At 63.8% G+C, this 19802-nt stretch carries 19 protein-coding genes; 4 read left to right on the plus strand and 15 right to left on the minus strand.

What is annotated here, in order from left to right; translation table 11 throughout:
• The coding region (locus H165_RS18685; protein ID WP_017939954.1) for a transposase domain-containing protein at nucleotides 1-236 on the plus strand (236 nt) is incomplete at its 5' end.
• Nucleotides 237-778: 542 nt separating this feature from the next.
• On the opposite strand, the gene H165_RS0116015 is transcribed toward H165_RS18685, so the two are convergent.
• The 9 genes from H165_RS0116015 to H165_RS0116055 form a co-directional block, all read right to left on the minus strand.
• Nucleotides 779-2377 (minus strand): isocitrate lyase, encoded by a 1599-nt coding sequence (locus tag H165_RS0116015; protein ID WP_017939955.1) that lies wholly within the window; start codon nucleotides 2375-2377, stop codon nucleotides 779-781.
• A gap of 486 nt (nucleotides 2378-2863) precedes the next feature.
• Nucleotides 2864-3667, minus strand: a complete 804-nt coding sequence (locus tag H165_RS0116020) for a secretin N-terminal domain-containing protein (RefSeq protein WP_155943626.1) — start codon at nucleotides 3665-3667, stop codon at nucleotides 2864-2866.
• Between the two features lie 2 nt (nucleotides 3668-3669).
• Nucleotides 3670-4308: a DUF7931 domain-containing protein gene (locus H165_RS0116025; protein ID WP_017939957.1), complete on the minus strand. Its 639-nt coding sequence runs from the start codon at nucleotides 4306-4308 to the stop codon at nucleotides 3670-3672.
• A 7-nt stretch (nucleotides 4309-4315) separates the two neighbouring features.
• Complete coding sequence (locus H165_RS0116030) at nucleotides 4316-4741, minus strand: GNAT family N-acetyltransferase (RefSeq protein ID WP_026146677.1); 426 nt, start codon at nucleotides 4739-4741, stop codon at nucleotides 4316-4318.
• Nucleotides 4734-5900, minus strand: a complete 1167-nt coding sequence (locus H165_RS0116035) for a ribosomal protein uL16 3-hydroxylase (protein WP_017939959.1) — start codon at nucleotides 5898-5900, stop codon at nucleotides 4734-4736. The genes H165_RS0116030 and H165_RS0116035 overlap by 8 nt, the downstream gene beginning before the upstream one ends.
• Nucleotides 5901-5979: 79 nt before the next feature.
• A complete protein-coding gene (gene purB, locus H165_RS0116040; RefSeq protein WP_017939960.1) occupies nucleotides 5980-7350 on the minus strand; it encodes an adenylosuccinate lyase in 1371 nt (456 codons plus the stop codon).
• 112 nt (nucleotides 7351-7462) lie between these two features.
• Nucleotides 7463-8086: a high frequency lysogenization protein HflD gene (gene hflD, locus H165_RS0116045; RefSeq protein WP_017939961.1), complete on the minus strand. Its 624-nt coding sequence runs from the start codon at nucleotides 8084-8086 to the stop codon at nucleotides 7463-7465.
• Entirely contained in the window at nucleotides 8083-9210 is a 1128-nt protein-coding gene (mnmA, locus tag H165_RS0116050) for a tRNA 2-thiouridine(34) synthase MnmA (protein ID WP_026146678.1), read from the minus strand. The genes hflD and mnmA overlap by 4 nt, the downstream gene beginning before the upstream one ends.
• A gap of 63 nt (nucleotides 9211-9273) precedes the next feature.
• Complete coding sequence (locus tag H165_RS0116055; RefSeq protein WP_017939963.1) at nucleotides 9274-9717, minus strand: NUDIX hydrolase; 444 nt, start codon at nucleotides 9715-9717, stop codon at nucleotides 9274-9276.
• 427 nt (nucleotides 9718-10144) lie between these two features.
• Between H165_RS0116055 and icd the strand changes: the two genes are divergently transcribed.
• Entirely contained in the window at nucleotides 10145-11401 is a 1257-nt protein-coding gene (gene icd, locus H165_RS0116060; protein WP_017939964.1) for an NADP-dependent isocitrate dehydrogenase, read from the plus strand.
• Nucleotides 11402-11688: 287 nt separating this feature from the next.
• Here the strand turns inward: icd and H165_RS0116065 are convergent, their stop codons facing one another.
• The 4 genes from H165_RS0116065 to H165_RS0116080 all read right to left on the minus strand — a co-directional run bounded on the left by H165_RS0116065 (nucleotide 11689) and on the right by H165_RS0116080 (nucleotide 14846).
• Nucleotides 11689-12456 (minus strand): SDR family oxidoreductase, encoded by a 768-nt coding sequence (locus H165_RS0116065; RefSeq protein WP_017939965.1) that lies wholly within the window; start codon nucleotides 12454-12456, stop codon nucleotides 11689-11691.
• Between the two features lie 17 nt (nucleotides 12457-12473).
• Nucleotides 12474-13541 carry a phosphotransferase family protein gene (locus H165_RS0116070; RefSeq protein WP_017939966.1) on the minus strand — a complete coding sequence of 356 codons (1068 nt, stop codon included), beginning with the start codon at nucleotides 13539-13541 and terminating at the stop codon, nucleotides 12474-12476.
• Between the two features lie 226 nt (nucleotides 13542-13767).
• The gene (locus tag H165_RS0116075) at nucleotides 13768-14082 is read right to left on the minus strand and encodes an SCP2 sterol-binding domain-containing protein (RefSeq protein ID WP_017939967.1); all 315 of its coding nucleotides are present in this window, start codon (nucleotides 14080-14082) and stop codon (nucleotides 13768-13770) included.
• 56 nt (nucleotides 14083-14138) lie between these two features.
• Nucleotides 14139-14846 carry a histidine phosphatase family protein gene (locus H165_RS0116080; protein WP_017939968.1) on the minus strand — a complete coding sequence of 236 codons (708 nt, stop codon included), beginning with the start codon at nucleotides 14844-14846 and terminating at the stop codon, nucleotides 14139-14141.
• Between the two features lie 222 nt (nucleotides 14847-15068).
• Between H165_RS0116080 and sohB the strand changes: the two genes are divergently transcribed.
• Both sohB and H165_RS0116090 read left to right on the plus strand, forming a co-directional pair.
• The gene (sohB, locus tag H165_RS0116085) at nucleotides 15069-16088 is read left to right on the plus strand and encodes a protease SohB (protein ID WP_017939969.1); all 1020 of its coding nucleotides are present in this window, start codon (nucleotides 15069-15071) and stop codon (nucleotides 16086-16088) included.
• 18 nt (nucleotides 16089-16106) lie between these two features.
• On the plus strand, nucleotides 16107-17099 hold the full coding sequence (locus tag H165_RS0116090) for a YhdH/YhfP family quinone oxidoreductase (RefSeq protein WP_017939970.1): 993 nt from the start codon (nucleotides 16107-16109) through the stop codon (nucleotides 17097-17099).
• A 276-nt stretch (nucleotides 17100-17375) separates the two neighbouring features.
• On the opposite strand, the gene H165_RS0116095 is transcribed toward H165_RS0116090, so the two are convergent.
• On the minus strand, nucleotides 17376-17873 hold the full coding sequence (locus tag H165_RS0116095) for a DUF934 domain-containing protein (RefSeq protein WP_017939971.1): 498 nt from the start codon (nucleotides 17871-17873) through the stop codon (nucleotides 17376-17378).
• On the minus strand, nucleotides 17857-19515 hold the full coding sequence (locus H165_RS0116100; RefSeq protein ID WP_017939972.1) for a nitrite/sulfite reductase: 1659 nt from the start codon (nucleotides 19513-19515) through the stop codon (nucleotides 17857-17859). The genes H165_RS0116095 and H165_RS0116100 overlap by 17 nt, the downstream gene beginning before the upstream one ends.
• Nucleotides 19516-19802 lie beyond the last annotated feature (287 nt).

The following is a 19802-nucleotide window of genomic DNA, read 5'->3' on the forward strand; positions in this document are numbered from 1 at the left end:
CCGAGAACGCCATCCGCCCGTTCGTCATCGGCCGCAAGAACTGGCTGTTCAGCGACACCCCGCAAGGCGCCACGGCCAGCGCACAGATCTACAGCCTGATCGAAACCGCCAAGGCCAACGGCCAGGAGCCCTACGCCTGGCTGCGCCAGGTGCTTGAACGTCTGCCCAGCGCGCGCAGCGTCGAGGACTACGAAGCGCTGCTGCCATGGAACTGCGCTCCGAACTCGGCGTCCTGAAGAGCACCCCGTCCTGGCGGACGGGGTTTATGGAGCGCTTACGTAGAGTCGCCCGGCAAGATCGGAAATTTTCAGCCCTTTTCAATCCGTCCGTGGAAATGGGGTAGGACCCTGGATGCCGAGCGCACGCGTGTGCTGTGGGGGGGGGCGAAGGCAACAGTCGCGAGGCGATCCGGCCTTTCTTCGGATGACTGAGCGAAGAGGGCCGTACATATATCGAGGCGGTCGCAATGGACATGCACACCGCAGCGATCTGGAAGTGCGTGCCCAGCCCCCGAACGCCGAAGTGGCCCATGACCTCTTTCACGTTTGGCTGGGAGGTGAGCGACCGGGGTCGCGATAACTGGGCTGCGACGGTCTGGGCACTTGCCCCGCGTGCAGGTGACGGCTGCGCTCTGGGCTGCCAGGGGCGGAGCTTCAGGGCTGGGTCTGGAGGCTGGGGCGAGGGCTGGCAAGGTTCCGGGCGGGAAAAAGAAAACCCCGGCATTGCTGCCGGGGCTCTCCAACGACACCTTTGGTCCGAAGACCGGGTGAACCTGTACTTAGTGGAACTGGTTCATGGTGTTGTTCTGGCCACTGGCCTTCAGCGCGGCCTCGCCGGCGAAGTATTCCTTGTGGTTGTCGCCGATGTCGGAACCAGCCATGTTCTGGTGTTTCACGCAGGCGATGCCCTGACGGATCTCCTGACGCTGCACACCCTTCACGTAGGCCAGCATGCCTTCCTCGGCGAAGTAGCCCTTGGCCAGGTTGTCGGTGGACAGGGCCGCAGTGTGGTAGGTCGGCAGGGTGATCAGGTGGTGGAAGATGCCGGCCTGAGCGGAGGCGTCACGCTGGAAGGTGCGGATGCGCTCGTCGGCTTCCTTGGCCAGGTCGCTGTTGTCGTACTCGACGCTCATCAGGTTGGCGCGATCGTAGGCGGACACGTCCTTGCCTTCGGCAGCCCAGGCATCGAACACCTGCTGGCGGAAGTTCAGGGTCCAGTTGAAGGACGGGCTGTTGTTGTAGACCAGCTTGGCGTTCGGGATGACTTCGCGGATGCGGTCCACCATGCCCTTGATCTGACCGATGTGCGGCTTCTCGGTTTCGATCCACAGCAGGTCTGCGCCGTTCTGCAGGCTGGTGATGCAGTCCAGGACCACGCGGTCCTCGCCGCTGCCCTGCTTGAAGCAGAACAGGCCGGAGGGCAGGCGTTTCGGCTTGAGCAGCTTGCCCTGAGCCTTGATGACCACGTCGCCGTTGGCGATGTCGTCGGCGGACTCGATGTACTCGCCATCCAGGAAGCTGTTGTACAGGTCGCCCAAGTCGCCCGGCTCGTTGGTGACGGCAATCTGCTTGGTGAGGCCAGCGCCCAGGGAGTCGGTACGGGCGACGATCACGCCGTCGTCAACGCCCAGCTCGAGGAAGGCGTAGCGAACTGCGTTGACCTTGGCCAGGAAGTCGGCGTGTGGCACGGTGACTTTGCCGTCCTGGTGGCCACACTGTTTCTCGTCGGACACCTGGTTCTCGATCTGGATGCAGCAGGCACCAGCTTCGATCATCTTCTTGGCCAGCAGGTAGGTAGCCTCGGCGTTGCCGAAACCGGCGTCGATGTCGGCGATGATCGGCACGACGTGAGTTTCGAAGTTGTCGATCTGGTTCAGGATTTCCTGTTCCTTGGCCTTGTCGCCAGCGGCGCGGGCTTTGTCCAGAGCGGTGAACAGCAGGTCCAGTTCACGGGCGTCGGCCTGGCGCAGGAAGGTGTAGAGCTCTTCGATCAGGTTGGCGACTGCGGTCTTCTCGTGCATGGACTGGTCGGGCAGCGGACCGAACTCGGAGCGCAGGGCGGCGACCATCCAGCCGGACAGGTAGAGGTAGCGCTTGTTGGTGGACTTCAGGTGCTTCTTGATGGAGATCAGCTTCTGCTGACCGATGAAGCCGTGCCAGCAACCCAGCGACTGGGTGTACAGGGCGGGGTTGGCATCGTACTCGGCCATGTCCTTGCGCATGATGGCCGCGGTGTACTTGGCGATGTCCAGGCCGGTCTTGAAACGATTCTGGATACGCATGCGAGCGGCGTACTCGGGGTTGATGGCGCCCCAGCTGCTGCCGTATTTCTCTTTCAGGGCGGCAACTGCCTTGATCTCGTTCTGATATGCGGACATGGTCAATCCTTCAAAAAGTAGTGGTTGAGCCCGACTTTCCGCTTGAGTCGTCGCACGGTCGACGGCTCGTTGCCTGGCGTTCGGGTGATCGATGAAGGAGAGACTGGAAGGATGAGGTCTGCGGAGCGGAGAGTGACGTACAGTGGCAGGCCTCGGCGTCGTGTGCAGTGCTCGCTTGCCGGCTCGTGGATGCCGTTGGGCGACGCGTTTCGACGGCGCTGTCGATCTGACTGATTGAGTGCTTCCCCGTCCCTCAGGACAACTTTCGTTCCAGTCGCAACCTCGTCGAATCGCCTTGTGGGCCATGCAACACGGGTCGGCTCGGGGGTGACCGGAGCGCGACCCGGAGGCTCCTTTCGGAGCCCCTGATTAGCGGGAGCGGGGCCATCATGCCTTTGGAAAATGGCTTCGTCAAACGTTTTGTAGTGTTTTTTTTTAGCTACTACAAAATTTCCGAAGGCGACCGGACGGTCAGCCGGCGGGCATTCAGTCGAGGGCCTCGACCTTTAGGCGCAGGCTCATGTCGTCCTGCCCGCGGGTGGAGTAGTGGCGGAGGAAGCCGTTCTCTCCGGACTGTCTGCTCTGACTGGCGCCGCCCACGGTGATCCATTCGCCGAGCCGTCCCGAGACCCGGGTACTGGTGCTCTGCACGTCGATGGCGCCCTGCTGGGAGCGGCTCAGGCGTTCGTTGTGGCTGTCCAGGGTGACCTGCACCTGGTCGCCGTTGATCCGGGCGGTCACGTAGAAGCCACGGGTGACGTCGCGGTACTGGGTTTCGTTGTGGACACCGCCGTATGGGTCGACGCTGGTGGTGGTGAGGGGCACGCTCTGGCCGATCTGGATCAGGGCCGGGTAACCCTCGGTAGCTTGCACCTGCTGGACGCCGCCGTCGCGGCTGCGGGTACTGCGCCGGATGATGCGCATCTGGTCCTGGCCGCGGACTTCGCCACGCCCGGCCTGGATCTCCAGGTTGCCGGCGCGGGCGCTGCCATCGACGCGATAGCCGTGCTCGTCGAGATAGGCGCTGTCGCTGGTGTCGACGCTGATCAGCAGGCGTCGCGGACGGATGTCCAACTGCTGGAGCAGGTCGCGCAGCTCGCGGAGCTTCTCGGGGGAGGCGTTGACGATCAACTGGTTGCCATAGGCGCTGGCCTTGCCTTCATCGCCGAGCACCGACTGCACCACCGGCAGCACCTCGTCGGCCGTTCGGTAGCTGAGGGGAATCAGCTCGGTGGCGGCAGGCAGCGGCTGGCTGAGGGCGAGCAGCAGGGTGGCGAGCAGGGTGCGCATCTTCACAGCAGGAAGCTCCGCAGGTCGGGATCGGTGATGCTCTGGTCCCAGGCCTGGTCGAACTGTTCCTGACGCTGGCGGACTCGCCCCGGGTCGTTATAGAGCGCGTAGCCCTCGGGGATTTCCGGCTTTGGGCGCAGCAGCAGGCCGCGATCGTCGGCGAGGAGGAAGGCGGCTTCCTCGCTGGGATAGTCGGGATGCAGCTTGCGGATGTGCAGGTTGCTGGTGACACGGCGCGCCAGGTTGAGCAAGCGGTGACCTTCCTTGACCGCCCGACTGCTGTCGCGCAGGAGGATGCGCAGGTGGTTCCTGGGGTTGGCCAGCAGGAAGCGCGTGCAGGCCTCCTGGACACTGCTATGGTGGTACAGCCAGGGCTCGAGGTCGGGGGTGTAGAGGCACAGCGAATAGCGTACCTGCTGCAGCAGGGCCAGGGCGTGGGCGCGGGCGGCGTCCGGGTGGCTAAAGCGCTCCAGGGCGGCATGTTCGCCGAGACGGAAGGGCGCGGGCTCCCAGGCTTCCGGCTCGGCGGGCAGGGGCAACGGGTTGTGGACGGCGAAGCGACCCGGCGACTGGAACTCAATGGCCGGTAGCTCGTCCGTATCAGGATGCTGTCCAGTCGGCAGGTCGCTGTCGTCGTTCATGTCTACCTCAGCTGCTTTGTCTCACCATGTCCACGTGGGGGATGCCGGCCTCGAGGAACTCCTCGCTGACAATGGAGAAGCCTAGCCGTTCGTAGAAGGGCGCGGCGTGAACCTGAGCACTGAGTTTCTGTCGGGTCAGGCCGCGCCGTTCGGCCTCGGCGATCACCGCCTTGAGCAGCGCCTCGCCGACCTTCAGTCCGCGATAGTCCTTGAGCACCGAGACGCGGCCGATGTGCCCGTCGGGCAGCAGGCGCGCGGTGCCGATCGCGTAGTCGTCATCCAGGGCGAGGAAGTGGATGGCCTGTGCGTCCTCGTCATCCCACTCCAGTTCCGGCGGCACCGACTGCTCGGCAATGAACACGGCTTCACGGATGCGGCGCAGGTCGGCGTTGTCCTTCTGCCAATCGGCGACACGCACATGCAGGTTATTCATTGGCAAACCCCAAACTACCTTGTTTCACTAACTCCCAGATGAGGGTACGACCCTCGTCGTCGGCCAGCCATTGGCCGAGATTGTCGATATGCAGCGCGTCGGCGCTGCAGATCAGTTTCAGCAGCTCGCGCAGGCCGGCGGACAGCACGCGGCTCTGCCCGCTGGCGAACAGCACCAGATCCTCGCCCACTTCCGACCAGGCCAGACGGGCGCTCGGGTTGCGGATGATCACCGCACCACCTTCCAGAGTGTCGAGCAGCTCCTCCTCGCCGATGTCGATGCCGGTCACCAGCTCGGGATAGCGCGGTTCGGTCATGAACTGGCCGAACCAGGTCATCAGCAGGCGCTCGTCGCCCATGTGGCGGTCGAGCAGGGCCTTGAGGCGCTCCAGGGCGTCGCGCTGGATCTGGTTGGGGTCACTGGCCGGCTGCACGTCGGGGTCGCTGTAGCGCTCTTCCTCGGGCAGGAATTGTCCCAGGAAGTCGGTGAAATGGGTCAGTACTTCAGCGGCGCTGGGCGCGCGGAAGCCCACGGAATAAGTCATGCAATCATCCTCAGCGGTACCACAGTGAGCGAGGAGGGGCGGCAGGTAGAGCATGTCGCCGGGCTCCAGCACCCATTCATCGGTCGTATCGAACTCGGCCAGGATCTTTAGATCCGGATGGTCGAGAAGCGGGCTGGCGGAACTGCACATCTGGCCGATCTGCCAGCGGCGTCTGCCATAGCCCTGAAGCAGGAACACGTCGTAATTGTCGTAGTGTGGGCCGACCCCGCCGCCGGGCGCAGCGTAGCTGATCATCACGTCGTCGATGCGCCACTTGGGCAGGAATTTGAAGGACTCGAACAGCTCGGCGACCTCCGGGACGAACTGGTCGACGGCCTGTACCAGAAGGGTCCAGTCGCGTTCCGGCAGGTGGCGGAAGGTGTCCTCGTCGAAGGGGCCGCGGCGCAGCTCCCAGGGGCGGGCGCCATGCTCTATGACCAGGCGCGATTCGACCTCTTCCTCGAGCGACAGCCCTGCCAGTTCGTCGGGCGTGATCGGGCTCTCGAAGCCGGGGATCGCCTGGCGGACCAGCAGGGGTTTCTTCTGCCAGTAGTCGCGCAGGAACTCGCGTGGGGTCAGGCCGCCCAGCAGTTGAAGCGGAGTATCGGGATTCATCGCTAATCCTTTGAAATTCTTTGAAAGCTCTAAACAAAAACGCCCGGCACGGCCGGGCGTTCACCTGGCTCTCGGTGGATCAGATGCGCTTGGCCTGCGCGGCGGCGTTGCCGACGTAGCTGGCCGGGGTCAGGCGCTTGAGCTCGGCCTTGGCGTCCGCCGGAATCTCCAGACCGTCGATGAAGGCCTGCAGCGCTTCGGGGCTGATGCCCTTGCCGCGGGTCAATTCTTTGAGCTTCTCGTAGGGGTTCTCGATGCCGTAGCGGCGCATCACGGTCTGCACCGGCTCGGCGAGCACTTCCCAGCAGGCGTCCAGATCCTCGCCCAGGCGCTGGGCGTTCAGCTCCAGCTTGCCGATGCCCTTGAGGCTGGCCTCGTAGGCGATCACGCTGTGGGCGATGCCCACGCCCAGGTTGCGCAGCACGGTGGAGTCGGTCAGGTCGCGCTGCCAGCGGGAGATCGGCAGCTTGCTGGCCAGGTGCTGGAACAGAGCGTTGGCGATGCCCAGGTTGCCTTCGGAGTTCTCGAAGTCGATCGGGTTGACCTTATGCGGCATGGTCGAGGAGCCGATCTCGCCGGCCACGGTCTTCTGCTTGAAGTAGCCCAGGGAGATGTAGCCCCAGACGTCGCGGTCGAAATCGATGAGAATGGTGTTGAAGCGGGCGATGGCGTCGAACAGCTCGGCGATGTAGTCGTGGGGCTCGATCTGGGTGGTATAGGGGTTCCAGGTCAGGCCCAGGTCCTGCTCGATGAATTCACGGGCGTTGGCTTCCCAGTCCACCTGAGGGTAGGCGGACAGGTGGGCGTTGTAGTTGCCCACGGCGCCGTTGATCTTGCCCAGCAGCGGCACTGCGGCCACTTGGGCGATCTGGCGCTCCAGGCGGTAGACCACGTTGGCCATTTCCTTGCCCAGGGTGGTCGGCGAGGCCGGCTGGCCGTGGGTGCGGGAGAGCATGGGCACGTCGGCGAACCTGACCGCCAGCTCGCGGATGGCGGCGGCGATCTGGCGCATCAGCGGCAGCACTACCTCGTCACGGCCGGCGCGCAGCATCAGGGCGTGGGACAGGTTGTTGATGTCCTCGCTGGTGCAGGCGAAGTGGATGAACTCGCTGACCTTGGCCAGCTCGGGGAGCTTGGCGGCCTGCTCCTTGAGCAGGTACTCGACGGCCTTGACGTCGTGATTGGTGGTCCGCTCGATTTCCTTGACGCGCTGGGCGTGCTCGAGCTGGAAGTCGTTCACCAGGCTGTTCAGCAGGGCGTTGGCTTCGGCCGAGAAGGGCGCGACCTCGGGGATGCCGGGGTGGTTGGCCAGGCGCTGGAGCCAGCGGACCTCGACCATGACCCGGAAGCGGATCAGGCCGTATTCGCTGAAGATCGGACGCAGGGCGCTGGTTTTGCCGGCATAGCGGCCATCGACGGGGGAAACCGCGGTGAGCGAGGAAAGCTGCATGAGGGCGTTCTCGACAGTCGGCTGACGGAAAATCGGGGGCGCGAATCATACATGAAAAACGCGCCCCGGTCTTGGCGGACCGATCGGCGTGCGACCGGCTGGGTGTGCTCAATCAGCTGCCGCGCAGCATCGGATAGAGCTGGTCGAGCAGCTTCTTGCGACTGAACACCAGCTGCCAGCGGTGCCCGCCGAGCTGGCGCCAGAGTCGCGCGGAACGGATCCCGGCGAGCAGCAGGGCGCGGATCTTCGCCGCGTTGCTGGGCTGCTGCAGGTGGCGCATGTCGCCGTGGACCTGGATGCGCTGGCGGAAGGTGCTCAGGGTGTCCTGGTAGAGCGCGGCGCAGGAGGCGATGACGTTCTCGTGGGTGATGCCGAAGTGCTCCACCTGCTGCTGGATCTGGTCGAGGCGCTTGCCGATGACCTCCAGCATGTCGTCGCGCTTGGCCAGCTGACGCTCCAGAGCGACCAGGGCCAGGGCATAGCGCAGCGGCTCGCGCTGCAGACTGGTCGGGTCGCGCTCCAAGGCGCCGACCAGCACCCGGTAGCCGTCGCGCAGGTTGAGGTCGTCGCCACCGTAGACCTCCAGGGTGTCCTGGGGATTGCGTACCAACAGGCTGCCGAGCATGCAGCCCAGCGGTGCCTCGCTGACCTGGCCAGTGCGGGCGATGCGGTCGACCAGGGCGGCGGATTCGAAGATTGCCCCCAGGGCCACCAGCTGTTCCTGCAGCGGCGTCATGCCAGGGCCTCCGCGTAGGCCGGCTCGGCCACTTCGATCACCCCACCGCCCAGGCACACCTCTCCGTCGTAGAGCACCACCGACTGGCCGGGAGTGACGGCGCGCTGCGGCTGGTCGAAGACCACCCGGTAACCGTCGGCGGTGCGTTCCAGGGTGCAGGCCTGGTCGGCCTGGCGGTAGCGCACCTTGGCGGTCAGGCGGCGCGGCCCGTTCAATTCCACGGGGTTGACCCAGTAGACATCGGAGGCGAGCAGGGCGCGGGAGAACAGCCAGGGGTGATCGTTGCCCTGGCCGACGATCAGCACGTTGCGCTCCAGGTCCTTGCGCAGCACGTACCAGGGCGCCTCGCCGGCTTCCTTCAGGCCGCCGATGCCGAGGCCCTGACGCTGGCCGATGGTGTGGTACATCAGACCGTGGTGGCGGCCGATCACCTTGCCGTCGGTGGTCTCGATATTCCCGGGCTGGGCCGGCAGGTACTGCTTGAGGAAGTCGCTGAAGCGCCGCTCGCCGATGAAGCAGATGCCGGTGGAGTCCTTCTTCTTCGCGGTGGCCAACTGGTACTGCTCGGCAATGGCGCGCACCGCCGGCTTCTCCAGCTCGCCGACCGGGAACAGGGTCTTGGCCAGCTGCTCGCCACCCACGGCATGCAGGAAGTAGCTCTGGTCCTTGTTCGGGTCCAGACCCTTGAGCAGCTCGGTGCGGCCGTCCAGGTCACGACGGCGCACGTAGTGGCCGGTGGCGATCAGATCGGCGCCGAGCATCAGGGCATAGTCGAGGAAGGCTTTGAACTTGATCTCACGGTTGCAGAGGATGTCCGGGTTGGGTGTGCGTCCAGCCCTGTACTCGGCGAGGAAGTGCTCGAACACGTTGTCCCAGTACTCGGCCGCGAAGTTGGCGGTGTGCAGCTTGATGCCCAGCCGGTCGCAGACGGCCTGGGCGTCGGCCAGGTCGGTCATGGCGGTGCAGTATTCGGTACCGTCGTCCTCTTCCCAGTTCTTCATGAACAGGCCTTCCACCTGGTAGCCCTGCTGCAGGAGCAGGAGGGCGGACACGGAGGAGTCGACGCCGCCGGACATGCCGACGATCACGCGTTTCGAGGCTGGGGTGGTGCTTGAATCGGACATCGTGGAAAAGGGTTCGTCGCCACAAAGGGGAAGATTCTATCAGGCAGCCGGAGTTGCCGCGAATCAGCTCCTGCTTCGGATCAGGCTCAGAGGGAAGCGTTCTCCGCCCAGGTAGTCGTCGATGCAGCGCAGCACCAGCTCGCTGCGCCAGCGCTCGGGCTGGGCGGCAAGCTCCTCGCGGGTCAGCCAGCGCGGGCCGATGATGCCGTGGTCCAGCGGACGCTCGGGGTGGTGACGCAGCGGGCGGGCGGCGAAGCACACGCGCTGGTAGGTCACCCCGTTGCGCCCGGTGTACAGGTAGATACCGGTGACCGCGGTCAGCTCGACTTCCCAGCCGGTCTCCTCGAGGGTTTCCCGCAGCGCGGCCTGGATGAGACTTTCGTCGGCTTCCAAGTGGCCGGCAGGCTGGTTAAATACGGCGCGACCCTCGGCCAGCTCCTCGACCAGCAGAAAGTGTCCCTGGTCCTCGACGATGGTCGCGACTGTGACGTGCGGGGTGAAGCGCATAGAAAGTCCTCGGGAGAAGTAACATGTGATGCCCGTAGGCCGGCTTCGCTGGTCGGGCGGGAATGGAGTTTACCGTCTGCAGGGCGATTCGGGCTCGATTTCGCCAGCATTCAACCGGATCGGCGCATCTTCCACGTCGTCCGACGGAGTGCGCTGGCGGAGTCGGGCAGGGCGTGGATGAGCTGCTAGGCTATTGGCTGCTCTGCATCGGCAGGCTTGTAGCGCTTCTGTAGTCTTACTACAAAGCGTCTGAAAAAGCGGGGCGAAAACGACCCGCAGCGCCATACCCGGCGCGGGAGGGGATGGAAAAAAGCGTGACTTTCGGTAGAAAAACTACAAGAATGTGCCGCCTTTTCTATACCCAAGATTCTTCCGTCGTGCCAACCGCGTGACGGAATGTCAGACCACGAGAGCAACGGAGTCCAGCATGGGATACCAAAAGATCCAGGTGCCAGCCACTGGTGACAAAATCACCGTCAATGCCGACCTGTCCTTGAATGTGCCGAACAACCCGATCATTCCGTTCATCGAAGGTGACGGCATCGGCGTGGACATCACTCCGGTGATGATCAAGGTCGTCGACGCGGCTGTGCAGAAAGCCTACAGCGGCGAACGCAAGATCGCCTGGATGGAAGTCTACGCCGGCGAGAAGGCCACCAAGGTTTACGATCAGGACACCTGGCTGCCCAAGGAAACCCTGGAAGCCGTGCGCGACTACGTCGTTTCCATCAAGGGCCCGCTGACCACTCCGGTCGGTGGCGGCATCCGCTCCCTGAACGTTGCCCTGCGCCAGGAGCTGGACCTGTACGTCTGCCAGCGCCCGGTTCGCTGGTTCGAAGGCGTGCCCAGCCCGGTCAAGAAGCCCGGCGACGTGGACATGGTGATCTTCCGGGAGAACTCCGAAGACATCTACGCCGGCGTCGAGTGGAAAGCCGGTTCTCCGGAAGCCGAGAAGGTCATCAAGTTCCTCACCGAGGAAATGGGCGTCAAGAAGATCCGCTTCACCGACATGTGCGGCATCGGCATCAAGCCGGTTTCCGAAGCCGGTACCAAGCGCCTGGTGCGTAAGGCCCTGCAGTACGCCGTGGACAACGATCGCAGCTCTGTGACCATCGTCCACAAGGGCAACATCATGAAGTTCACCGAAGGTGCCTTCAAGGAGTGGGGCTACGAAGTCGCTCGTGACGAGTTCGGCGCCGAGCTGCTGGACGGCGGTCCCTGGATGCAGTTCAAGAACCCGAAAACCGGCAAGAACATCGTGGTCAAGGATGTGATTGCCGACGCCATGCTGCAGCAGATCCTGCTGCGTCCGGCCGAGTACGACGTGATCGCCACCCTCAACCTGAACGGTGACTACCTGTCCGACGCTCTGGCGGCCGAAGTCGGTGGTATCGGTATCGCTCCCGGCGCCAACCTCTCCGACAGCGTCGCCATGTTCGAAGCCACTCACGGCACCGCGCCGAAGTACGCTGGCCAGGACAAGGTGAACCCGGGTTCGCTGATTCTCTCTGCCGAGATGATGCTGCGTCACATGGGCTGGACCGAAGCGGCCGACCTGATCATCAAGGGCACCAACGGTGCCATCGCCGCGAAGACCGTGACCTACGACTTCGAGCGTCTGATGGAAGGTGCCAAGCTGCTGTCCTGCTCGCAGTTCGGCGATGCGATCATCGCCAATATGTAAGCGACCAGCGGCAAACGAAAAGGCCGGTCTGCATGACCGGCCTTTTTTTGGGTTCTTCGCGCAATCCAGGGGAAGTAGTGGTTGGCGAGTCGGAGGTTGGTAGATCGGCAGTCGCCAAACCAGCCGATCCCCTTCCTCTTTCCCGTCATGCACGATGCCATGTTGGGCGTGGTCTTCTGGGGCTGCGCCTCGCTGAAGCTCCTTCTTTGCCGTCCCCGATGCGGTCGTTGCAGTAGATGAGCCCGAAAAAGGGACCCGGAGGTCCCATTTTTCGTAAGTGTTAGGGGTCAGGCCAGGAAGCCGCCGTCCACGTTCATCGCCATGCCGGTAGCGTAGCTGGAGGCATCGCTGGCCAGGTAGAGCACTGCGCCGGCCATTTCGCTGGGTTCGGCCACGCGCTTGAGCGGGATACGCTGCAAGGCGTAATTGCGGATGGCGTCGTTCTTCACCAGCGCCGAGGCAAACTTGGTGTCGGTCAGGCCGGGCAGCAGGGCGTTGCAGCGAATGCCGAACTGCGCGCATTCCTTGGCGAACACCTTGGTCATGCTGATCACCGCTGCCTTGGTCACCGAGTAGATGCCCTGGAACTCGCCAGGGGTGACGCCGTTGATGGAGGCCACATTGATGATGTTGCCGCCACCGTTCTCCTTCATCAGCTTGGCGCCTTCGATGGACATGAAGTAGTAGCCGCGGATGTTGACGTCCACGGTCTTCTGGAAGGCGCTAAGGTCAGTGTCCAGTACGTTGCAGAACTGCGGATTGGTGGCGGCGTTGTTGACCAGGATGTCGAGACGACCGAACTGCTCGCGAATCTGCGCGAAAGTGTTGTGGATTTGCTCCATCTCGCCGATGTGGCAGGGGATGGCCGTGGCCTTGCCGCCTTCGGCGGCGATGGAGTTGGCCACTGCCTGGCAGCCTTCGAGCTTGCGGCTGGAGACGATCACGTGGGCACCTTGCTGAGCCAGCAGCCTGGCGATGGCCTCGCCGATGCCGCGGCTGGCGCCGGAGACGAAGGCGATTTTGCCGTCGAGGTCGAACAGGTGAGTCTTGGGCATGGTGTCTCCCTTCTCCTTTACAGTCGGGACTTGTCGATGAGCTGCAGGCTGAATTGCTCCAGCGCCTTGTTGGCCTGGATGAAGATGGCGAAGCGCTGATCCTTGGTCTGGCCGTGATAGAAGCGGTAGTAGATCTGTTGCATGATTCCAGCCAGGCGGAACAGCCCGTAGAGGTAGTAGAAGTCGAACTCCTCAATACGGATGCCGGTGCGTTCGGCGTAGTAGTCGACGAACTGGCGGCGGGTCAGCATGCCTGGCAGATGGCTGGGCTGGCGGCGCATCATCTGGATCGGCGCCGGGTCGTCGGCCTGCACCCAGTAAGCGAGGGTGTTGCCGAGGTCCATCAGTGGATCGCCGATGGTGGCCAGCTCCCAGTCGAGCACGCCGATGATCTTCAGCGGGTCGGCGGGGTCGAGGATCACGTTGTCGAAGCGGTAGTCGTTATGGACGATCCCCGGCTTGTGGTGATCGGCCGGCATCTTGTCGCGCAGCCAGGCCTTGACCGGCTCCCATAGCGGCGCATCGGGGGTCAGGGCCTTCTCGTAGCGGTCGCGCCACCCGTCGATCTGGCGTCGCACATAGCCTTCCGGCCTGCCCAGATCGGCCAGTCCGCAGGCGGTATAGTCGACGTTGTGCAGTTCGACCAGCTTGTCGATGAAGTTCTGACACAGCTGGCGAGTCTGGGCTTCGTCCAGCTTCAGTTCCGCCGGCAGGTTGTCGCGCAGGATGATCCCGCGCATCCGCTCCATGACGTAGAACTCTGCGCCGATCACCGTTTCGTCGGTGCAGTGCAGGTAGGCCTTGGGGCAGTAGGGGAAGCCGGCGTTGAGGCGGTTGAGGATGCGATACTCGCGGCCCATGTCGTGGGCGGATTTGGCCTTGCGGCCGAACGGCGGGCGGCGCAGGACGAACTCCTGGTTCGGGTATTCGATCAGGTAGGTCAGGTTGGAGGCGCCGCCGGGGAACTGGCTGACCTTCGGGGTGCCGGTGATACCGGAGATGTTGGCTTTGAGGTAGCTATCGATCGCAGCGGCGTCGAGCTCTTCGCCTTCGCGGATGCGAGTTGACTGGTCGGTAAGCGCCATGCGTATCCCTATCCTTTATCTTTATGATGGCGGCATCGGATCATTGGCTAATCTAATGCTGCTGCCGAGGCCTCACAAGCGCGGGTGGGCCTACATTGGTGAGCGTGTTGCCCACCGATCAACCCGCCTGATCGGTCTTGCGCAGCCGGTCATGAACATTCTTCAGGCATAAAAAACCGGAGTCCGAGGACTCCGGTTTTCATCGGGCGACAGCCTTGCGGAAGGCTTAGACCGGGAACAGCTCGCTGAGCTTCATGGCCAGCATCATGTCGCCTTCGGCGCGCAGCTTGCCGGCCATGAAGGCCTGCATGCCGTCGGTTTCGCCGCTGGTGATGCCCTTCAGGGTTTCGCTGTCCATGATCAGGGTGACGTTGGGGTTCGGGGCGTCGCCTTGCTGCACGTCGCAGGTGCCGTCCTTGACGATCAGGTAGTGGTTTTCGCCGTCTTCGATGTTGAACTGGAAGACCAGGTCCAGGCCGGCTGCGGCGCTGGAGTTGAACTTGGACTGCATGGTTTTGACGATGTCAGCAACGGTGGTCATGAGCGTTATCCTTTGTAGTTTTGGTTCCAGATGGCCGTTTTGGCCAGAAGTTGGGCTCATCGGTAGGTAATGAGCTCCGGGGTCTTCAGCAGCTCCAAGTGTGTGTAGCTGTTGAAGGAAGCCAGTGTCACCTCGCTGCCGCGGAACTTCAGGCGGTTAAGTGAGGTGTTGACGATCTGCCAGTTCATCTCGAAGGCCTGGCGCGCCGGGATGCTGGTGATCAGGTGGAGCAGGGCGGTGATAGTGCCGCCAGAGGTGAACACCGCGATGTTCTGGCGCGGGTTGGCCCGGGCGAGGAGGCGTTCCAGGCCGTCGCGTACGGTTCCCACGAACGATGCCCAACTGGTCAGGGATTCGTCGTGCTCGCCGTTCAGCCAGCAGCCGATCAGGCGGGCGAACAGGCGTTGGAATTCGTTGCGGTTCTGCCCGGGATTGCGCAGCACCTCCAGAGCCTGGGGCTCTTCTTCGAGCAGATGGGGCAGCAGAGCGCGGATCACGGCGTCGGCGTCGAACTCGTTGAAGGCCGGTTCGATCTCGATTTCCGGGGCCGGCAGGCCGGCGCTGCCGATCTGCGCCAGCGTCGCCTGGGCGGTGTGCTGCTGACGGCGCAGCTCGCCGCTCAGGCAGCGGTCGAAGCCGAGGCCGAGTTGGGAGAAGTGCCGTCCGAGGATTTCCGCCTGGCGAATTCCGATCTCCGACAGGACATCATAGTCATCGGCTCCGAACGAAGCTTGACCGTGTCGAATCAGATAGATGCTGCCCACGCTCGGCTTGCCCTTGTGGATTGGAGTTCCGCGAGAGTAGGGGGATAGGTGGGACCTGTCAATGAAAAAACATACGCTTGTTTTAATCGACTGTAACAATCCATTCGAAGGCTCTGGCTCACGCAAAGCCAGCCTGCACGTGCTGGTCTGAAGCTGGGGGCATGGGTATGCTTGGGCGTCACGCGGGCGCCGGCGAGCGGTGCCGAGAGCAAGGGGAGTAACGTGGAGTTTCTAGCCGATTATGCGGGCTTCCTGGCCAAGACACTGACCCTGGTGGTGGCCATCCTGGTGGTCCTGGGGGCAATCGCCGCGCTGCGCAGCAGGGGCCGTGGCAAGGCCGAAGGTCATCTTGAGGTCCACAAGCTCAACGACTTCTACAAGGGGTTGCATCAGCGCCTCGAGCAGGTGGTGCTGGACAAGGCCAGGCTCAAGCAGCTGCGCAAGCAGGAGGCCAAACTTGCCAAGGCGGCGAAGAAGGCTGGCGAGCACAAGCCACGGGTTTTCGTGCTGGATTTCGATGGCGACATCAAGGCCTCGGCCACCGAGCACCTGCGACACGAGATAACCGCAGTGTTGGGCATGGCCACTCCCAAGGACGAGGTGGTGCTGCGCCTGGAGAGCGGCGGTGGCATGGTGCATAGCTATGGCCTGGCCGCATCGCAGCTGGCGCGCATCCGCCAGGCCGGCGTGCCGCTGACCGTGTGCGTCGACAAGGTGGCGGCCAGCGGCGGCTACATGATGGCCTGCATTGGCGATAAGGTGATCTCCGCGCCCTTCGCCGTGCTTGGTTCCATCGGTGTGGTGGCCCAGCTGCCCAACGTCCATCGCCTGCTGAAGAAGCATGACGTGGACTTCGAGGTGCTCACCGCCGGCGAGTACAAGCGCACCCTGACGATATTCGGCGAGAACACCCAGAAGGGCCGGGAGAAGTTCCAGGAGGACCTGGAGACCACCCACCGGCTGTTCAAGAACTTCGTCGCCCACTACCGGCCGCAGCTGTCCATCGATGAGGTTGCCACCGGCGAGGTCTGGCTCGGTCAGGCAGCCCTCGGCAAGAAGCTGGTGGACGAGCTGAAGACCAGCGACGAGTACCTGGCCGAGCGTGCCAAGTCGGCGGAGCTGTTCCAGCTTCGCTACGTGGAGAAGAAGACTCTTCAGGAACGCATCGGTCTGGCCGCTAGTGTGGCTATGGACCGCCTACTGCTGAACTGGCTGGGCCGCCTCAACCAGCGCTTCTGGTAAATCGATGGAGGAAGACAGATGAACAAGTTCCGGGCCCTGCGGGTCAGTCAGGACGAGTCAGGCGCCTACGTACGCCGGGTGATCGAGTGCGGTATCGATGAGCTGCCGGCCGGCGAGCTGCTGATCCGAGTGCATTACTCCTCGCTCAATTACAAGGACGCGCTGTCGGCCAGCGGCAATCGCGGGGTTACCCGCAACTACCCGCATACCCCGGGCATCGACGCTGCCGGCGTGGTGGCCGAGTCCGCAGTCGCGGAGTTCGCGCCGGGAGACGAGGTGATAGTCACCGGCTATGACCTGGGCATGAATACCGCTGGCGGTTTCGCCGAGTACATTCGCGTGCCTGCCGCCTGGGCGATCAAGCGTCCGCAGGGCTTGTCCCTGCGCGAGGCCATGCTGCTCGGCACCGCAGGCCTGACCGCCGCACTGTGCGTCGACAAGCTGGAAAAGACCGGCCTTGACGCTTCGGCCGGACCGGTGCTGGTGACTGGCGCTACCGGCGGGGTGGGCAGCATCGCGGTACGCCTGCTGGCCCGCCTCGGCTACCAGGTGGCGGCGGCAACCGGCAAGGCCGAGCAGGCGGACTTCCTGCGCAGTCTGGGGGCCGGCCAGATCGTCGAGCGCGCAGCGCTGCTGGAAGGCGTGGACAAGCCGCTGCTCAAGGAGCAGTGGGCCGGAGCGGTGGATACCGTGGGCGGCGATGTGCTGTTCAACGTGGTCAAGTCGTTGCGCTACGGCGCCAGCGTGGCCTGCTGCGGGCTGACCGCCGGGGTGAACTTCAAGGCCAACGTGTTTCCCTTCATCCTTCGTGGCGTGAACCTGCTGGGGGTCGATTCGGTGGAGCTGCCGCTGATGGTCAAGGCCTCGATGTGGGACCGCCTGTCCTTGCAGTGGAAGCTGGATGGTCTAGAAAGTCTGGCAAGGGAGGTCGGTCTGGACCAGTTGCCGGGGGAGATCGAGCGCATTTTGGCAGGGCAGCAGGTCGGTCGGGTGCTGGTCCGGCTGATCTGACTCGGCAGAAAGAAGCCCTGCTCAGGCCGGGCTTCCTGTTTCAACAGGCTTCCTGGCGTACAGGGTGATTTCCGCAGCTGGCCGATCTGGGGGGCAGGGCCTGCTCAGGCGACTGCCGGAGGACTCTTCGGTGTCCATCATGATTGGCCCGGGCCAGGACTTCGTCAGGCATTGGCTGGCCGGGCGGGCGCACGCGAACGCACCTGCACGAATGGTGCGAGCTCTTCGCGCAGGTGGCCTAGGGGCGTGACGGCGGAGTAGGGGGAGCCGCGCCGTTCAGGCGCGGCGGCGGAACAGCGGCAGTGGCTGGTCGACGGCGGCCTGGTAGACCTCGGAGAACTCCTCGAAGGCCTTGAGGGCATCGTAGGGGTCCTTGTCCTCGCGCACGGCGAAGGCGTCGAAGCCGCAGCGCTTCATGGCGAACAACTGGTCGCGCAGCACGTCGCCGATGGCACGCACCTCGCCCTGGTAGCCGTAGCGCTGACGCAGCAGGGCGGCAGTGGAGTAGTGGCGACCGTCGGTGAAAGCCGGGAAGTTGAGGGCGATCACCTGGAAGCTGTCCAGCTCGCCAGCGATTTCCTCGACCTCCTCATCGGCGTCCAGCCAGATGCCCAGACCACCATCACGGGCCTTGAGGGCATGGCCGTGCTCGCGCCAGAGGGCGAGGGGGACGATCACGTCGCCACTGTTGGGGACGCTCTCCAGAGGCGCGTCCTTGGGCAGCAGATGCCAGGTTTCGTCGATCACCTGGCCATTCTTAATGATTCGCTGCATATACGCGCTCCTTGAACGGGTCGATACCGATACGGCGGAAAGTGTCGAGGAAACGCTCGTCCTCGGTGCGCTGCTCGACGTAGACGCGGATGATCTTGTCGATCACGTCGGGCATTTCCTCCTGAGCGAAGGACGGGCCGAGGATCTGCGCCAGGCTGGCGTCGCGGCCGGAGCTGCCGCCGAGGGACACCTGGTAGAACTCCTGGCCCTTCTTGTCCACGCCGAGGATGCCGATGTGGCCGATGTGGTGGTGGCCACAGGCGTTCATGCAGCCGGAGATGTTCAGGTCGATCTCGCCGATGTCGAACAGGTAGTCGAGGTCGTCGAAGCGGCGCTGGATGGCTTCCGCCACCGGGATCGACTTGGCGTTGGCCAGGGAGCAGAAGTCGCCGCCCGGGCAGCAGATCACGTCGGTGAGCAGGCCGATGTTCGGGGTGGCGAAGCCCAGTTCGCGTAGCTCGTTCCACAAGGTGAACAGCTGGCCCTGCTCGACGTCGGCGAGGATCATGTTCTGCGCATGGCTGTTGCGCACCTCGCCGAAGCTGTAGCGGTCGGCCAGGTCGGCGACGGCGTCGAGCTGCTTGTCGGTGATGTCACCGGGCGCGTGGCCGGTGGCCTTCAGCGACAGGGTCACGGCCACGTAGCCGGGCTTCTTGTGCGGGAAGGTGTTGCGCTGGCGCCAGCGGGCAAAGCCAGGATGCTGGGCGTCGAGGGCCTTGAGGGCCTCTTCCTGGTCCTCCAGGGCCTTGTAGGCCGGGTCAGCGAAGTGCCGGGAGACGCGCTCCACCTCGGCTTCGGTGAGGGTGGTGGGGCCATCCTTGAGGTGTGCCCATTCGGCGTTGACCTTCTCGGCGAAGACTTCCGGAGTCAGCGCCTTGACCAGGATCTTGATGCGCGCCTTGTACTTGTTGTCGCGACGGCCATAGCGGTTGTACACGCGGAGGATGGCGTCCAGGTAGGACAACAGGTGCTGCCAGGGTAGGAACTCGTTGATCAGGCTGCCGACCACCGGGGTACGCCCCAGACCGCCGCCGACCAGGACGCGGAAGCCCAGCTCGCCTGCGGCGTTCTTCACGGCCTCCAGGCCGATGTCATGCACCTCGATGGCGGCACGGTCGCTGGCGGCGCCGTTGACGGCGATCTTGAACTTGCGCGGCAGGTGGGCGAATTCCGGGTGGAAGGTGGACCACTGGCGGATGATCTCGCACCAGGGGCGCGGGTCCACCACTTCGTCGTAGGCCACGCCGGCGAACTGGTCGGTGGTGGTGTTGCGGATGCAGTTGCCGCTGGTCTGGATGGCGTGCATCTGCACCTTGGCCAGCTCGGCGAGGATCTCCGGCACGTCTTCCAGCTCCGGCCAGTTGAACTGTACGTTCTGGCGGGTGCTGATGTGAGCGTAGCCCTTGTCGTAGTCGCGAGCGATCTGCGCCAGCTTGCGCACCTGGGTGGAGTTCAGCAGGCCGTAGGGCACGGCGATGCGCAGCATGGGCGCATAACGCTGGATGTAGAGGCCGTTCTGCAAACGCAGTGGGCGGAATTCCTCGCCACTCAACTCGCCGGCCAGATAGCGGCGGGTCTGATCGCGGAACTGCTTGACGCGGTCCTCGACGATCCGTTGATCGTACTCGTCGTATACGTACATATATTCCTGTTCTCAGGCTACTTGCTGCTGGAACGCGCGCACGGCCGCACGCTCCTGGCGGGCCGGGCAAGATACCAGTTCAGGGATATGCGCAAAAGTGAAGTTTTAGTATATGAATCAAACTCATGGTGATAAGTGCAGGGATGGCTCCCTGCAGCCTTGAGGGCGCCGCTGGGCTGGTCTTAACTCCAAGGGCAATCCACCGACAAGCACAACAAGAGGGGGTAGCCATGTCCGAGCAAACCGGTCGCGACGAACATGAACGTGACAGCATCGTCGATGCCCGA

The organism is Pseudomonas thermotolerans DSM 14292, assembly GCF_000364625.1.
In the GTDB taxonomy this organism is placed as follows: domain Bacteria; phylum Pseudomonadota; class Gammaproteobacteria; order Pseudomonadales; family Pseudomonadaceae; genus Aquipseudomonas; species Aquipseudomonas thermotolerans.

Excerpts from the sequence above, each read along its gene's own strand:
- H165_RS0116065 (WP_017939965.1), bottom strand. The coding sequence starts at position 12,456 with ATGCCCAAGACTCACCTGTTCGACCTCGACGGCAAAATCGCCTTCGTC.
- H165_RS0116020 (WP_155943626.1), bottom strand. The coding sequence starts at position 3,667 with ATGCGCACCCTGCTCGCCACCCTGCTGCTCGCCCTCAGCCAGCCGCTG.
- H165_RS0116035 (WP_017939959.1), bottom strand. The coding sequence starts at position 5,900 with ATGAATCCCGATACTCCGCTTCAACTGCTGGGCGGCCTGACCCCACGC.
- H165_RS0116055 (WP_017939963.1), bottom strand. The coding sequence starts at position 9,717 with ATGCGCTTCACCCCGCACGTCACAGTCGCGACCATCGTCGAGGACCAG.
- H165_RS0116015 (WP_017939955.1), bottom strand. The coding sequence starts at position 2,377 with ATGTCCGCATATCAGAACGAGATCAAGGCAGTTGCCGCCCTGAAAGAG.
- mnmA (WP_026146678.1), bottom strand. The coding sequence starts at position 9,210 with ATGTCCGATTCAAGCACCACCCCAGCCTCGAAACGCGTGATCGTCGGC.
- H165_RS0116090 (WP_017939970.1), top strand. The coding sequence starts at position 16,107 with ATGAACAAGTTCCGGGCCCTGCGGGTCAGTCAGGACGAGTCAGGCGCC.
- H165_RS0116025 (WP_017939957.1), bottom strand. The coding sequence starts at position 4,308 with ATGAACGACGACAGCGACCTGCCGACTGGACAGCATCCTGATACGGAC.
- hflD (WP_017939961.1), bottom strand. The coding sequence starts at position 8,086 with ATGACGCCGCTGCAGGAACAGCTGGTGGCCCTGGGGGCAATCTTCGAA.
- H165_RS0116075 (WP_017939967.1), bottom strand. The coding sequence starts at position 14,082 with ATGACCACCGTTGCTGACATCGTCAAAACCATGCAGTCCAAGTTCAAC.
- H165_RS0116030 (WP_026146677.1), bottom strand. The coding sequence starts at position 4,741 with ATGAATAACCTGCATGTGCGTGTCGCCGATTGGCAGAAGGACAACGCC.
- icd (WP_017939964.1), top strand. The coding sequence starts at position 10,145 with ATGGGATACCAAAAGATCCAGGTGCCAGCCACTGGTGACAAAATCACC.
- H165_RS0116070 (WP_017939966.1), bottom strand. The coding sequence starts at position 13,541 with ATGGCGCTTACCGACCAGTCAACTCGCATCCGCGAAGGCGAAGAGCTC.
- H165_RS0116095 (WP_017939971.1), bottom strand. The coding sequence starts at position 17,873 with ATGCAGCGAATCATTAAGAATGGCCAGGTGATCGACGAAACCTGGCAT.
- H165_RS0116100 (WP_017939972.1), bottom strand. The coding sequence starts at position 19,515 with ATGTACGTATACGACGAGTACGATCAACGGATCGTCGAGGACCGCGTC.
- purB (WP_017939960.1), bottom strand. The coding sequence starts at position 7,350 with ATGCAGCTTTCCTCGCTCACCGCGGTTTCCCCCGTCGATGGCCGCTAT.